This window comes from Undibacterium sp. GrIS 1.8, assembly GCF_040544445.1.
In the GTDB taxonomy this organism is placed as follows: domain Bacteria; phylum Pseudomonadota; class Gammaproteobacteria; order Burkholderiales; family Burkholderiaceae_D; genus Undibacterium.
This window is the reverse complement of record NZ_JBEONQ010000071.1, coordinates 1-14901: the sequence shown is the minus strand read 5'-3', so window position 1 is coordinate 14901 and position 14901 is coordinate 1. Positions and strand designations below refer to the sequence as shown.

The following is a 14901-nucleotide window of genomic DNA, read 5'->3' as shown; positions in this document are numbered from 1 at the left end:
AAATGGAGAAAACAATGCACACATAATTGATCGACAAACCTGAAACAAACTTGTATGCTCAGCAACTAAGCGCCTGGTCAATATTCAATGCGCGCAGCGGGTCAATATTGAGTGCGCGCCGACAGCCAGCGGATACCCGCGGAACTCCGTCGAGTCCGATTGGCCTAACTGGATCGCTCCGATGGCCTAGTTCTAGCTGAAGCTGTGCAACCTCAGTTCCTGAAAACGTGAGGACAAAGGACTTCAGGTCGATTGGGTTCGCCGCTAGCGTATACCGCCTGCCAGAAACTATCCTTAGCGGCTGCGGGATAGGTGGAACTGGGCGAGGCGGCGTTGCCGCATCTTTCACTGCAGCCGTTAACCGGGAAGCAGCTGACGGGTTTTCAGGCATGGGCTGATCGGACTTGATGGCGCGACCTATGAACGTACCAATATCGCCAGGCTCGAACTCTCCGCCCGTAAATACGACGACAACATTCTTCTCCGGGGAGACGCTGATACGTTGACCGCCCCGACCGAGTGCTTCGAACAGCGGCGGCTGCCTGTTCGGATAAATCCAGAATCCATATCCATATTTCGTATCGCTGCTCATCGGCAAGGAATGCCCCTGAATGGCGGCATCCATCAACTTCTCCGGAACGAGTTGTCGGTCTTCCCAGCGACCGTTGTTCAACCACAGATACGCTAATTTCGCCATGTCGCGGGGTTCGAGGTGGAGGTCGCCCCAGCCATACGAAACACCTTGGCCATCTGCCGGCCATGCTACGTTGCCTATGCCGAGCGGATTGAACAGCTCGTGGCGCGCGAAATCAAGTGCGCTCAGGCCCGTTGCCTTTGTGATCGCGCTAGAAATGATATGCATTCCGCCGGAGCAATACTCGAAGTGGCTTCCGGGCTCATCGCGCATTGGGAGATCCAGCATGAACTCGGTCCAATCGGCGCTTTTTCTCATCTGGGACAGTGTGATCTCGCCGAGGCTGGCGTGGCAGTCCAACCCGGAGGTCATCGTCAGCAAATGCTCGATGGTCATACGTTTTTTTTGCTGGTCCAGGTTCGCTATCCTTTGTTGATTGAAAACCGAAGTCAGCGGCTGGCGAAGCTCCAGCTCGTGCTTGCCGATTGCGATTTCAACGAGCGTCGACGTAACGCTCTTCGTCACTGACGCGACATCGTGGAATTGTCCATCCATGAACGGCCAGAAATAGTCATCTAATACAACATAGCCGTTGCGAACGATGGTCAGGCTGTGGATCGGCGTATGGCGGTCGCGAATGTAGTCAAACGCGCCGGCCAGCACCTGGGAATCCATCCCTTGCGCTTCCGGGGAGGAGTAGCGCCATCCGTGCGTTGGCCAATATGTCTCTTGCGCCCATGCATCACGCACACCTGCGCCGTCGAGAACAGCCGCACACATGACACACACAGTAACGAAGCGTTTGGAAACCCGCACAAAATCTCCCGAAGCTGATGGTCTACCGTGATTTAATTTTCATTTTACGAAAATAACCGAACACGGCCACCAAAGCAATTTGTTTCTAACCTCTTGAATACCGGATGTCCGTTGAGCAAATTGGGTAACACTGCGCACACATACATTTTAGTCAAAGGGACAAAAACATCACTTCGCTAAAGACAAGTCATGTTCGTACGGCTGGTGTCAGTAACATTTTTGTATGATCGCTTCGTACTGAAAAGAGTCAGTCACCCCAAACTTCAAACGGCCCCTAGCCAAGCATTGCCGCCAGTCGTGACAGAAACAGTAATTTAAAACATAAGAAATAGTAAATTTCTATTTGCAATTTGCTTATATCTGAACCATGTATTTGAACTAGTTCGGTGGCTTTTTTGTCGTGCTAATCGATGGCTCATTTGAAATGCAAGCGGGTGGATTAATTCAATTGCCAATCAGTGACTTATTTGACGCAAATACGCACACTTCACCGATACTCACAAAAAATAAGTATCATTCCCAGAATTATTTAACCTTAATATTTGGATGCGATATGCTCAAGACACTTCTCGTTGCAACAATTACCTTGTTTTCAACCCAATCATTCGCACAAACGCAGACGAACACGGGTGATTTTTTCCTAACTTTGCCGGGTAAGAGTGCCATATTTGTTCAAGGATTTCGTACCTACTTTGCGGGCGAGTATGTTGCGCCCGAGAAGAATCTAGCAGTATTACGGGAAATTAAACCGAAGGTTTCTGCGGTTAGAATTGCGGATTTCACTGCCAACGATCCTGACATGAAGACCCTCGTATGTAGATTGAGTTGGCCGGTCCACGCTCCAGCAGAAATCCCATACGCGGTGTTCCTTGCGGGTGCCATGCGTGATGAGTTGACAAAGGAAGGGCTATATTCTGCAACGGACGGAATTGAGATTTCAGGGCGTCTGGATTCAATCAATTTCGAATCCTTTGGGAGCGGAAAGTGGATCATTGCCGCGACATTTTCGGCTCAAGGAAAAGAGCCCGTGACGGTGAGACATGAGACAACGTTCCCTGTATCCTTCATTGCATCAAGTGCGTGCGGCAAAGTACGGGACAATTTGGTTCCCGCCATGCAGGAGTTTTTGTTTGCAGTATATTCAGACGAGAGGTTTCTAGCATTGCTGCACTAATCACCGCATTATGAATATGCAGATGGCACTGAGTTATCCCTATGCATTGCCGCTAGTCGCGAGCAAGAAGGTAAATTTAAAATATAAGAATTACCAAAAAACTTAGATATTTTCTAGCAAACTCTCTCTGCGCAGACTAGAGATGCCGACGCATGTATTTGAGCGCATTCTATGTTTTTTTGTTGCCGTGCCAATCGGTGGTTTTTTCCGTGCAAATTTGCAGTAGTGACTCGTTTTTGTGTCGGCTGAAAAATCGACATAAGTTAACTCAGGTAAAAAATACCCCATGCGATGAATGTATGAATCTAATCACATGGAGTATTAAAATGATCCGTCATCCTGTCAATTCAAACCGCACGCTTCACCACGAAAACAATTTTTTGACTTACCATTACAAGCAGACAAGGGAGCCTTCATAAGAGAATACCTTGACCGACTTTATTAAACAATGTCACGCGCTCTTCATCAATATCATCGAGCGTTTACGTTTAGGCTTGACCTGCGGCTTCCGCCTACCATTGACCCGCGTTACCTCTCACATGAGAACGAGTTTATTGATCGTTTCATCGATTCGTTTAAAGCAAAAATTAGACACAACCGTCAATTTGCACTTCGTGAGAATCAGTATGCGCATGACACCGTCGTCCGGTATGTTTGGGCAAGAGAGGTCGGACAGCATGTGCGCCCCCACTACCATTTGGTCATTTTTCTAAACTATGAAGCATTCTGCTCTCTTGGCCAATACTCTCTTGGACGAGACAATATGTTTAATCGACTGGAGAGTGCTTGGGCAAGTGCATTAGGGCTGATAATTGATGACGCAGTAGGTTTGGTTGAGATACCAGCAAAACCCTACTATCACATCCACCGTGACGATGTGGACGTTATCGCAAAGTTCTTTATCGAGCTAGCTATCTATGCAAATCCGCTACAAGGTCTTTTGGAGATGGCAGCCATAGATTTGGCGCTAGTTTTGACCGTTGACTAAAAATATACTGTGCCTAAGCTTTAGGCCAGCCATATTAGGGCCAAGTAGTCCCTCTGAAATTCCATCTCTTTCAACAGCGAATTTTCTGGTATGGGTAACGAGTCAACGAACTTGCCGCGAATTCGATCGACCCCTCGAACGCCAACTCGTTGAACAAAGTCTCGCAAATTTGATTGAAGTGGATTACCGATTAATGCCACGTGCTCAGCTTGTGCTTTTGCCCACTTGATGGCGTCAGGAATTATTGTGTGCAATTGCTCTTGTAGTGTCATCTGGTACACAACCCCCACCACTCCGGCATCAATCGCCGAATCTCAGGCTGCGCAAATCGATCATCAATCAAATAAATCACCCCATGATCCGTCGTAGTGCGGATGACGCGTCCTGCTGCCTGAACTACTTTTTGTATGCCAGGGTAAAGATAGGTGTAGTTATACCCTGAGCCGAATAACTGCTGCATACGTTGTTTAATCTGCTCATTGACCGGATTCATTTGGGGTAATCCCAGTGTCGCAATAAAAGCGCCAATCAAGCGCGCACCGGGCAAATCGATTCCCTCACCAAAGACCCCACCTAAGACGGCAAATCCTATCCCTCGGCTGGACTCCGTGAAGTTTTCTAAAAAATGTTTTCTGGCGCATTCATCCATACGCCTTGTTTGTGTCCATATCGTGATTGATGGAAAGCGTTCTTGGAACAAACGTGCAACTTGATCCATGTACTCAAAGCTACTGAAGAAGGCCAAATAATTGCCCGGTGCTTCTTCATATTGTTGCGCCATTAAGGTCGTCATCGGGATTAAAGAATGATCACGGTCTGTATAGCGGGTCGATATTGTTTCAATGATATTCACAGCTAACTGGTTAGCGCTAAAGGGGGATTCCACATCGACCCATGCAGTGCTTTCTGGCATACCCAGTAAATCACAGTAGTAATTCCAAGGACTTAAGGTGGCGGAGAATAAGGCACTGGTATGTGTTGCTTTAAACCGAGGTTTGAGAAACGGGGCTGGAATGATGTTTCTGATGCAAAGTATCGAGTCGCCGTTCGTCGCTGTCGCGTCAAATAGTGAGTGATCTCCAAAGCTCTCACCTAAGCGATTAAAGAGTAAAGCATCGAAATAAAACTGCTGTAGTTCTGGACTAATGGTAATTGGATTGTCTGCAAAGTAAGCACCTATTTCAGAGCAAAGAGTGATTAAGGCTTTACCGAACTTATCAGGCAGTTCGGCATGAACGACATAAGCTTGCTGTTGATCGTTGTAGCGCTGTTGTTGCTGCTGGCACTCCTGCGCTTTTTCTAATGCGAGCCATTGGCGACGAAGCCGGTCTAATGACTTTTTTAAGATCGCCGGTGCTTGCTTACGTACCACCTTAAGTTGTCGATGACTCAGCTCTGCTGTATACATGGCACGCGCTCTGGCAACCATGTTGTGCGCCTCATCAACTAGTAAACCAATCTTCCAGGCATGACTGATGGTTAGTCCATACAACATGGCGTTCAGGTCAAAGTAGTAGTTATAGTCACCGACAATCACATCACACCATTTCGCCATTTCTGTACTGAGGTAATAGGGACAGACCTGATGTGCTAAGGCGACTGAACGTAAATTCTCTTGATTTAGGATCGGCACTTGTAAGGCCGCCGTGCGTGCAGAAGGTAGACGGTCATAGAACCCTTTTGCTAAAGGACAGGAGTCTCCATGACAGGCATTTTGCGGGAACTCACAGGCATTGGTTTTAGCGACGAGTTCCAGCGTTCGTAAAGTCGTGCGTGGCAGGTTTTCTTGTAGCGTTTGAATTGCATGCAACGCTAACTGGCGACCTGACGTTTTTGCGGCAAGGAAGAAGATTTTATCGAGCTGGTGTTCGGCACTGGCTTTGAGCATAGGAAACAAGCTGCCTATCGTTTTACCGATACCGGTCGGTGCTTGTGCCAATAAGCAGCAGGTACGGTTACTGGCTCGGTAAATGGCCTCTGCCAGCTCACGCTGCCCCGCTCTAAAATATGGGTGGGGGAAACGCATCTCCTTTATGGCGCCATCACGTTGTTCCCGATGCACTAGCTCTTGCTTAGCCCAAGTTAAAAACTGATGACATAGACCATCGAAGAAAGATGCTAATACTTGCGCCGTATAGATTTCTACTAGGGGTGTTTCTTGTTGGGAATCGACGTTGTAGTAGATTAGCGCGACGTTGAGCTGGGACAGAGCCAGCTTTTGGCAAAGCAAATGAGCATAAACTTTAGCTTGTGCCCAATGCAGTTGCCGGTGATTCTCCGGCATCGTAGTCAAGTTGCCGCGATAGGTCTTGATTTCTTCTAGCTGTTGATGTTCAGGATCATAGCCATCCGCTCGACCTTTAACCAGTAGCTCTGAATAGCGGCCTTCGAGCCGGACTTCACGCTGGTAGCTGGCCGCTCTGCGGGACGTGACTTGCGTATGACCTTCTATCCCTTCTTGCGCCGAGGGAGATGGCGTAAAACGAAGATCGAGGTTACCTTGTTTTGCAATAAATTCACACAGAGCACGCACTGCAACAGTGTAGAGTTTGAGACTCACTGAGTTTCCTCAAGCCATTCGAGGTAGCACACTGAGATTGGCATCTGATGTAGGGTGCAGTAGTCGATTAGTCGTTGCTGATTGTCTTGCAGACGGTCACCAGGACCTTTGACTTCAATCATGTTGTAACGCTGATCTTTTGGCCAGAACTGGATTAAATCAGGAAAGCCATTTCTGTTCGCCTTAATGTCGGACAAGAGTCGGTGAAACCAATGCCGTAGATGCTGCGCAGGAATACAGGTTAAGGCAAGATTGAGCAAGTCCTCATCTAAGGCACTCCAAAAGACAAAAGGCGATTGAATACCTTGTTTGGCTTGGTAGGTGTGACGTATGGTGGTGAGGTACTCATCAGAATCAAGCTGGACTAGGCAAGCAGCAAAGTCGCCCTGTCGTCGTTGATGGAAATCAGCACTGGTTAAATCGACTGGCCCGCGGTGGAAAGGATGGAAGAATGCACCCGGGATAGGCTTAAAAATAGCTGTCCAACATAGCAAGCCAAATAGCGAATTGATCAGCGTATTCTCAACATAGTAGACCGGTGCTTCTTCTTGCATCAGATGATCTTTAACGACGCCTTCGACGTAAAACGACGTGTCGGGATACGGTAGTCGGAGTGTAATGATGTCGGCTTTAGACATCGTTGGTGTCACTGGTTTCTGATGGCCTAGCTTACGATTCAGGCGTGGCGCACTACGCTGTAGCTGCTGGAGTTCGGCATCACTCTCAGGCGTGCTAAGGGCCTCGTTGAGAAGCTGTAATGCAGCGGCACTTTGCCCCATCTTTTCTAATACGCGGATGGTACGCAGCCTGGTTCCTGGATAACGACTCATCTCATAAACAGCTAATGCTTGAGCCCAGTCTTTTTGCTTTTCTGCTTGTTGTCCCAGCTGGAACAGGAGCTTATCGCGCCGTCGATTGATCCAGTCATTCTCGCTAGTGGTCTTTGCTAACTCACCGAGTACCAGTGCAATGGGTTCTTCCGCATGAAACAATTCGCGACAGGCTTGTAAGGCAATGTAATCCTCGATATCACGACGCGTTTGAAATCCTCGCGACGCCATTGAGAATGGGATTGCCTCATAGCGATAAATACCGAGATCAGATAAGACGAATTCTGACCAGTCTTGCTGCCAATTACCAAAGAAGATCAGGCGCAAGCGGTCACAGAGGGCTTTGTTCTGAATGTGTGCTACTGATTCTTTTGAGGAAGGATGCCAGGCCGAGAATACCTTTGCTTGGGTGCTAACGCCGGGAAGATCGTCACGAAGATAGTCAAGTTGTTCTGCCTTGCGGAGCTGTTTAATTGGTCTGGTGAGTGAGAATACGGCAACAATTTCTGGCTTTTGTAGAAGCTCAAAAAGCTGGTCTAGCGTCAATATCGGATCAGGGTTAATCCATCCTACTTTAATCAAAGGCAACATCGCTTGATGTGTGTCACCTATCTCAGGATAACTCAGTTTGCTTTGACGGAAATAGTCGCCTTTACGCATGACCATGCGGACAAATAAGGCTTGTGAGACTTGTGGCAAGTTACCGAAATCTGCAATGAACGTACGCTCTTCAGGAATTAACACATCATCGTATCGTTCACTGACCCAATCCAGTACTAGTTGGAAATTACAAAGGTAGTACAGCGGGTTTGGTAAGACTTGCTTCATTGCGGGAGGTAGAGATTTTTAACTGTATATGCATACAGTTTATCTGTTTACCTTGGAGTTTGATAGTGACTGTTATATGCACTGGGCTCCTCTTATTCTTTATGTGTGTTTGAATCAAATCGTTGATTCAAAATTAATGCCCTGGAAACGACTTAGAATTTCCAAAAACACAACTTAAGTTAAGTTAAATTGATAATGGTGAGATTGTTTTAAGAACAGACTAATCCTAAAAGCCGGCTCTCCAAATCGTTGCAAGCGCCGTGAGAGATTAATACTGAACACTTTGACCATCGGCACTCAAAGTCGTCTACCTTGCGATTGCACAGGCATCAAAAAAATGGACGATGCCCATTCAGAATTGGCGTATGGCGCTGAATCGATTTATGATTGAGTTTGGTGACCGTATTCAACAATACGACTACTAAGTTGTTCCGTGGCATTTACACAGAATTTCTTACAGGCTCCTCTTAGTTGCGTCGACCAGTTGAAATTACCACAGTTATCTTTAAAAACGAGCCACTACCGTAAGAGCCCGTTCAACATCGGATTGATTTACGTTGAGATGGGTCACCCAACGGATGCGTCTGACCGGACCATCTTTGCTTTTTTGAATCCCGCTTGTCACACGAATATTGTTCTCTGCCAAATACGGCAAAAAGACGCTTGCGACATCGCTGGCAACATCCATAAACAATATATTCGTATGTGCAGGATGGACGACAGTCGAGCTTTCATTCAGTCTGGCATGAGTGCGGATAATCTCTTTTAGTCCGTTCGACAACATCGACGCATTTGCATGGTCATCAGTCAGCCTTTGAACATTGTTTTCTAGTGCATATATACCGGCTGCCGCCAATATTCCAGCTTGACGCATACCACCACCGAGCATTTTTCGTGTGCGTTTCGCCTGCGCAACGAAAGAGGAAGAACCGAGTAATAAAGATCCTATTGGTGCACCTAAGCCTTTCGACAAACAAAGCGAGACAGAATCGTAGGAGTTACAGATGTTCTTCGCCTCCTTAATTGGATCACTACTATTCTCTGTCGCGATCGATACTGCGGCGTTCATCAAGCGCGCGCCATCAATATGGGAGCGCAAACCATATTTTTTTGCCAGCATCTGGACATCACGCATATAAGCGAGTGGCAGCACCTTGCCACCGGTCGTGTTTTCAAGAACGATAAGCCGTGTCCTTGCAAAATGAGGATCATCGGGCTTAATCGCAGATGCAATATCGTCAAGCGCTATCGTGCCATCTGGCTGATTTTCTAAAGGTTGAGGCTGAATTGATCCGAGCACTGCCATGCCGCCAGCCTCCCAACGATAAGTGTGCCATTGTTGACCAACTATCGCTTCTTCTCCGCGCTGGCAATGTCCCATCAAGGCGATCAGATTAGTTTGAGTGCCACTTGGTGCAAATAGAGATGCTTCAAACCCGAGCATCTCTGCCGCCATGTCTTGTAGTCGGTTGACGGTAGGATCATCTCCATATACGTCGTCACCTAAAGGCGCGTCGGACATCGCTTGCTTCATCGCGAGTGTGGGTTGCGTTACGGTATCGCTTCGAAAATCGCCCATGAATTTATTCCGATAAAAGTTAGTTTAGTTTGAGACTTTTGAGTGACTGACTAGTTGAACTGTTATTTGCTTTTGAGTCGTCAATTTATTGGTGAATGCTCGACAATATCATAGGTAAAGCGAGTCGTTATTGTCGCTACAAAAATAGGGAATCATACAAAAAATAGTTATTAGCCAAATACAATTTGGTCGTACTGTCCCGCTGATGTATCCGCCCTAAATGCAGATATCGGAGTACATTGATGTTTCAGTCAGCGATATCTTAATGGCTGTTGAAACATATTTCCTATCAATCTGGAGACAATAATGATACAAGTTCGTAAAGTGATTATCGCAAGTTTGTTCACATGTGCCACCGCTATGACTGGTTGCAGCTCAAATCCAATGATGTCGAACGAGGTTGCGATCAACGGAAAATTAACAGCATCTGCCGAGACGCCATCAAATTCAAGTACCGGAACGGGTTTGCTGGCGGCGACGTTTAACAAGCAAACAAATGTTCTCAACTGGACTGTGTCCTATTCTGGGCTGACTGGCCCAGTGAAAGCAGGACATTTTCATGGACCTGCAATTGCCGGACAAAATGCTGGTGTGGCACTTGGTTTCACCGGTAGCACTGATAGTCCAATCAAAGGCTCTGCAACATTGACTCCAGCACAAGCAGCCGATTTGTTAGCGGGCAAGTGGTACGTCAATTTACATACTGCGGCTAATCCCGGTGGTGAAGTTCGCGCTCAGGCTTTGATTGCGCAATAACTCAATCGGATGATGATTATTTCAAGTTGTTTCGAATGTACGCGGTGAATATGCGCCGTGTACTTTTTTAGATCTACGCCCAAAAAGGTTTAAATATCCATAGCGCCTTTTGTACAGAGTAGATTTTTATAAAATAACGCAGTGATGCGATACCGAACTATTCGCCACGTTACATAAACGAGCGATATTCAATGACACGAATCGATGGATTATATGTCTCCAGCTTTATAGCCCGGCAGGAGCTTGATCCTATAATGAAGACTCAAGCATCACTCGCCTAGCTGACTGTATGGACTATTGTATTCGCGGTGGCACAAGACCTATGGCAAAAACCGATACGACTGCCATCTGTCAAATTGAAGCCAATGGATCGAATAAAGTATCGATTGAGAAACCATTTGCAGTTCTTCACCTTACCCTCCAACTAATAAGCATATAAAAGTTATGAGACTCAATTCAGACTTATCTAAACGGGTTGTGATCGATCCTTCAACGTTACATTGGCTCGATTCGCCAATCACCGGCATTCAACGCCAATTACTAGAACGTGACGGAGAGGAGATCGCAAGAGCTACATCAATTGTGCGTTATCAGCCAGGTTCTGTTTTTAAGACCCATCAACATGATTTGGGTGAGGAAATCCTTGTTCTGGATGGGGTACTTTGCGATGAATCAGGAAGCTACGGTCCGGGGACTTACATTAAAAATCCCCCTGGATCTTCGCATGCGCCAAGCTCTACGACTGGATGCACATTGTTCGTAAAACTGCGCCATCTTGATCCGGACGACAGCCAACGTACCATAGTCGATACGGCGAGTGCGGCATGGTTGCCAGGACTTGTGCCGGGTTTGTCAGTGATGCCTCTGTCAGAGTTCAATACTCAACATACGGCCTTAGTACGATGGGCTCCAGGGACGCGTTTTAGTCAACATCGACATTATGGTGGTGAAGAAATCTATGTATTAGCCGGTACCTTTGAGGACGAGTTTGGAAAGTATCCGGCTGGTACATGGATACGCAGTCCGCATTTGAGCATGCACAGTCCTCTCAGTGAGGAGGGATGTACTATCTTAGTCAAAACTGGCCACTTGCCTGTCGCTGGCTCAGCAGAAATATTCGGATAACGCCCTTCACAAGATATCACCAACTTTCGAACCCGTATGCATTGCGGAGAAATAGTGCACTTGACTTGGAATCAAATCGACTCAGTGAGATGCCAAAATGCTGATGCGATTGTCTTGCCCATGTGAGGTATAGTTGACCTTGGCAAATTTGAAATTATCAATTTAAGGTTATGTGTCCAATGAATAACTCGTCGAATTACACACCTCCCAAAATATGGACTCCTAATACCCAGCAAACAGGACGATTTGCGAATATTAACCGCCCGACCGCAGGCCCTACCCACGCCCGCGAGCTACCGGTAGGACGTCATCCGCTGCAACTTTATTCGCTAGGAACACCCAATGGTGTCAAGGTTACAGTGCTGCTTGAAGAGCTGTTAGCCGCAGGATTTATCGGTGCAGAGTATGACGCCTGGTTGATCAATATCAGTGAGGGCGAGCAATTCAGTAGTGGGTTCACCGACATCAATCCGAACTCAAAAATTCCTGTTCTGGTGGATCAAAGTAATGGAAATCCGATCCGCATTTTCGAGTCCGGTGCAATCATGATTTATCTGGCCGAGAAATTTGGCGCCTTCTTTCCTGAAGGCGCCGCCGATCGGGCGGAGTGTCTTTCCTGGTTGTTCTGGCAGGTGGGGAGTGCTCCATTTCTTGGCGGTGGCTTTGGGCATTTCTATGCTTATGCGCCTGAGAAGATCGAATATGCAATTAACCGCTATGCCATGGAGGTTAAAAGACAGATGGACGTTCTTGACCGCCGGCTCGCCGAAAGTCAATTTGTTGCCGGCGATGAATATACTATTGCCGACATGGCGATTTGGCCATGGTACGGTGCATTGGCCAAAGGACAGTTGTACGAGTCAGGAGAATTCTTGCAGGTCCAGGAATATACCCATGTGCTGCGATGGACTAATCAAATTGCACAACGGCCCGCTGTAAGACGCGGACGTATGGTCAATCGTGTCTTTGGTGATCCGGCAAGTCAACTGCATGAGCGACACGATGCGAGTGATTTCGATACAAAAACGCAAGACAAATTAGTTAAACCTGTCTGATCAGTGACAAACCTCTGAATGGAACATCAACCCATGATGACTTTTTATGATTGCAGTACTGCCCCCAGCCCACGTCGCGCGCGAATCCTCCTTTCAGAGAAGAAGGTAGTCTACGAAACGGTTCAGGTTGATTTAAGGAGCGGAGAGCAACTCAGTGAGGCATACCGACAGATTAATCCACTCTCTACGGTTCCTGCGTTAAAAACGGAGAGCGGAATAGTATTGACTGACAATGCAGCGATCACAGCTTTTCTTGAGGCAAAGTATCCAGAGCCACCGTTGCTCGGAATAACCCCGGAAGAGAAAGCCGAGATTGCGAGTTGGAACTGGCGGGTTGAATTTGAAGGATTGTTGGCAATTGCAGAGGCAATGCGGAATAGCTCTCCCTCGATGAAGCAACGCGCTTTACCAGGACCAGTGGACTACCAGCAGATTCCAGAACTCGCTCAAAGAGGTCTGGCGCGGATACAGCAATTCTTCGTTACCTTGAATGATCATCTGGCAAATCGGGAACATATTGCGACAGATCGATTCAGTATCGTCGACATCACTGCGGTAGTTGCAGTCGATTTCGCCCGCGTCGTCAAGATCAAGCCTGATGAGCAACATCCGCATTTGCTGCGATGGCGCACATTGATGGCGAAGCGGGAGGCTATGTCTCTTTAACGAGTATCGTCGCATTAACCTTGATGAATATAGCACTCAGGTAGTCGGATACATTTGAAAATTGATTGACCCGATATACTGATTACCAAAGGAATGCGATTTCCGGTAGATATTATTTGGGTGTGAATCCGGCGGTGCGCTGCATCTGCGTTGAGCGACGCAATTTCCTGTTGGTAGCAACAACTAACTGGTTCTTGCCATGGCCAATGTGGTGGCTCATTTCTGCTTGAAGCGCCCGCTCCACCAAGGCTTTCGTGAGCTGCTTTAACAGGCCGTCCTCACCAATCGAATCTTCAGTCTTTTTATACTCGGCTAGCAGCACATCGATTAATACAGCCGGAAGGGAGTATTCGCTAAGGTCATCATTACTCATCCCAAAATATTGCAGTTTCCTGCGAAATGACCGATTACAAAAAATTCTTACACCGCGATCTTCGGCAATCACCGTAAATCTGAATGAAAAACCCCAGTCTATTCAGAGTAATAAAAAATTTGTCTGACTTCAATTTATCTTAACTACATGAGATTCAGAATATTTAATTAGACGGATGTGCCGTTAGTTTGTGCTCGTATTTTCAAATTAAAAACTTACCACCATAGCGATTAAAAACTTAAAGCATCCTTAATTTTTTCAAAATACAACGATATTTTAAGAAAAATTAAATGTCGTCTCCTTGTAATAAACCCCCTCTACTCTCCCGCCTCATAGAAGCAAAAATTTAAAGCAATTTAAGTGCTTTTCTTCGCGTTCACAACCCGACGAATGCGAAGACTTCTATCAATCAAAACGAATCATGAGATTGTTTGATCTCCGGTTTTGAAATCAACATTTTCTGAAATTTTTTTAAAACTTTTGCGAGTGCGAAGTATTGATTTCCGGCTTGAAAAATTTGCCCTGGCATCTAACCACTATCTATTATGCGAACACTAAATAAACATAAAACTTTACTATCCGTGCTCATATCACAGATATGTATTTCTTCTGCATTTGCTGCAGAGGATGCACCTCAAAATTCTGCAATCGAGACAGTTGTCATCGAGGCTCAACGTACTTCAAATGGTATTGCACGCAAAGCCCAAGAGGAAGCACCAAATTTAATCAATTTGATGACCGCAGTAGACATGAGAAAATTGCCCGATGTAAATATCGCAGAGTCAGTGAGACGAATCCCAGGTATTTCCTTAGAAACAGATACTGGCGAAGGTCGATTTATTAACATCCGAGGTTTAGATGCTGATCTCAATAGCACAACCTTTGGAGGCCTACGATTACCACCATCCAACAACGCAACACCATTTAGCGGAGGACGCGCTGTTGCATTGGATGCGATCCCCACCGGTCTTGTGGGTGCGATTACTGTCACAAAAACTAATCTCCCCGAACAAGACGCCGAGGCTCTGGGAGGGACGATTGAGATCACTCCAAAGACCGCTCCATTAAATGGAAAGCCTTTTTTTGAAGGCCGACTAGGTACCGGAAGAGAACAATTAAGAGGAACAGGGATTACTGATTTGTCATTCTCCGCAGGTGGCCGGTTTGGTGGAAGTGGTGCCACTAAATCAGCGATCACTGCTTTTTCAGACAATCCATTTTCTATCGTAGTTACTGCTGCCTATTATGAAGATAAACGCGGAATCGATGACGTAGAACCCGCTTTTCTTGATGACAATACTCATTCACCTCTTGCTTATGCAGGATGGGATCAGCGCTGGTATCAATACAATCGTAAGCGCCACGGCGTGGGTATAGATTTAGGCTACCAACCTGATGCAAAAAATAGTTACTACGTTAGAGCTGTCAAACAGCGTTCAATATTTACCACCTGTCAGCGTCCAAATTTTTCCACTTTATCGGCTTGTTCAGAACGATTTTTGCTGTGCTTAAATCGG

General features: G+C 46.6%; 11 protein-coding genes and 2 pseudogenes. 8 read left to right on the top strand and 5 right to left on the bottom strand.

The annotated features are described in order from the left end of the window. Nucleotides 1-58: 58 nt before the first annotated feature. Nucleotides 59-1309: a serine hydrolase domain-containing protein gene (locus AAKU64_RS20745; RefSeq protein WP_354362892.1), complete on the bottom strand. Its 1251-nt coding sequence runs from the start codon at nt 1307-1309 to the stop codon at nt 59-61. A 694-nt stretch (nt 1310-2003) separates the two neighbouring features. Here AAKU64_RS20745 and AAKU64_RS20740 point away from each other — a divergent pair. Further along, nucleotides 2004-2624, top strand: a complete 621-nt coding sequence (locus AAKU64_RS20740; RefSeq protein WP_354335760.1) for a hypothetical protein — start codon at nt 2004-2006, stop codon at nt 2622-2624. Between the two features lie 448 nt (nt 2625-3072). Then, nucleotides 3073-3612, top strand: coding sequence for a YagK/YfjJ domain-containing protein (locus tag AAKU64_RS20735; protein ID WP_503012675.1), 540 nt, complete (start codon nt 3073-3075; stop codon nt 3610-3612). A 268-nt stretch (nt 3613-3880) separates the two neighbouring features. Here the strand turns inward: AAKU64_RS20735 and AAKU64_RS20725 are convergent, their stop codons facing one another. Further along, nucleotides 3881-6172, bottom strand: coding sequence for an ATP-dependent DNA helicase (locus tag AAKU64_RS20725; RefSeq protein WP_354362891.1), 2292 nt, complete (start codon nt 6170-6172; stop codon nt 3881-3883). Next, complete coding sequence (locus AAKU64_RS20720; protein ID WP_354335779.1) at nt 6169-7830, bottom strand: VRR-NUC domain-containing protein; 1662 nt, start codon at nt 7828-7830, stop codon at nt 6169-6171. The genes AAKU64_RS20725 and AAKU64_RS20720 overlap by 4 nt, the downstream gene beginning before the upstream one ends. Before the next feature lie 290 nt (nt 7831-8120). Between AAKU64_RS20720 and AAKU64_RS22680 the strand changes: the two are divergent. Continuing rightward, nucleotides 8121-8255 (top strand): annotated as a pseudogene (locus AAKU64_RS22680) (IS256 family transposase); the annotation flags it as partial. Nucleotides 8256-8335: 80 nt separating this feature from the next. On the opposite strand, the gene ltaE reads toward AAKU64_RS22680, so the two are convergent. Continuing rightward, nucleotides 8336-9409, bottom strand: a complete 1074-nt coding sequence (gene ltaE, locus AAKU64_RS20715) for a low-specificity L-threonine aldolase (protein ID WP_354335729.1) — start codon at nt 9407-9409, stop codon at nt 8336-8338. Nucleotides 9410-9715: 306 nt separating this feature from the next. Between ltaE and AAKU64_RS20710 the strand changes: the two genes are divergently transcribed. From AAKU64_RS20710 to AAKU64_RS20695, 4 genes are all read left to right on the top strand, one after another. Further along, the gene (locus AAKU64_RS20710; RefSeq protein WP_354335727.1) at nt 9716-10165 is read left to right on the top strand and encodes a CHRD domain-containing protein; all 450 of its coding nucleotides are present in this window, start codon (nt 9716-9718) and stop codon (nt 10163-10165) included. A 444-nt stretch (nt 10166-10609) separates the two neighbouring features. Further along, nucleotides 10610-11290 (top strand): cupin domain-containing protein, encoded by a 681-nt coding sequence (locus AAKU64_RS20705; protein WP_354335725.1) that lies wholly within the window; start codon nt 10610-10612, stop codon nt 11288-11290. A gap of 179 nt (nt 11291-11469) precedes the next feature. Then, nucleotides 11470-12345 (top strand): glutathione-dependent disulfide-bond oxidoreductase, encoded by an 876-nt coding sequence (gene yghU, locus AAKU64_RS20700; RefSeq protein WP_354335723.1) that lies wholly within the window; start codon nt 11470-11472, stop codon nt 12343-12345. Nucleotides 12346-12378: 33 nt separating this feature from the next. After that, nucleotides 12379-13011, top strand: a complete 633-nt coding sequence (locus AAKU64_RS20695; RefSeq protein ID WP_354335721.1) for a glutathione S-transferase family protein — start codon at nt 12379-12381, stop codon at nt 13009-13011. 181 nt (nt 13012-13192) lie between these two features. Here AAKU64_RS20695 and AAKU64_RS22675 read toward each other — a convergent pair. Further along, nucleotides 13193-13384: pseudogene (locus AAKU64_RS22675) on the bottom strand (IS256 family transposase); the annotation flags it as partial. Between the two features lie 545 nt (nt 13385-13929). Between AAKU64_RS22675 and AAKU64_RS20685 the strand changes: the two are divergent. After that, nucleotides 13930-14901 (top strand): TonB-dependent receptor plug domain-containing protein (locus AAKU64_RS20685; protein ID WP_354362888.1); only part of this gene is annotated, 972 nt, incomplete at its 3' end.

Excerpts from the sequence above, each read along its gene's own strand:
- AAKU64_RS20720 (WP_354335779.1), bottom strand. The coding sequence starts at position 7,830 with ATGAAGCAAGTCTTACCAAACCCGCTGTACTACCTTTGTAATTTCCAA.
- AAKU64_RS20705 (WP_354335725.1), top strand. The coding sequence starts at position 10,610 with ATGAGACTCAATTCAGACTTATCTAAACGGGTTGTGATCGATCCTTCA.
- AAKU64_RS20740 (WP_354335760.1), top strand. The coding sequence starts at position 2,004 with ATGCTCAAGACACTTCTCGTTGCAACAATTACCTTGTTTTCAACCCAA.
- AAKU64_RS20695 (WP_354335721.1), top strand. The coding sequence starts at position 12,379 with ATGATGACTTTTTATGATTGCAGTACTGCCCCCAGCCCACGTCGCGCG.
- AAKU64_RS20735 (WP_503012675.1), top strand. The coding sequence starts at position 3,073 with ATGTCACGCGCTCTTCATCAATATCATCGAGCGTTTACGTTTAGGCTT.
- yghU (WP_354335723.1), top strand. The coding sequence starts at position 11,470 with ATGAATAACTCGTCGAATTACACACCTCCCAAAATATGGACTCCTAAT.
- AAKU64_RS20710 (WP_354335727.1), top strand. The coding sequence starts at position 9,716 with ATGATACAAGTTCGTAAAGTGATTATCGCAAGTTTGTTCACATGTGCC.
- AAKU64_RS20745 (WP_354362892.1), bottom strand. The coding sequence starts at position 1,309 with ATGGATTCCCAGGTGCTGGCCGGCGCGTTTGACTACATTCGCGACCGC.
- ltaE (WP_354335729.1), bottom strand. The coding sequence starts at position 9,409 with ATGGGCGATTTTCGAAGCGATACCGTAACGCAACCCACACTCGCGATG.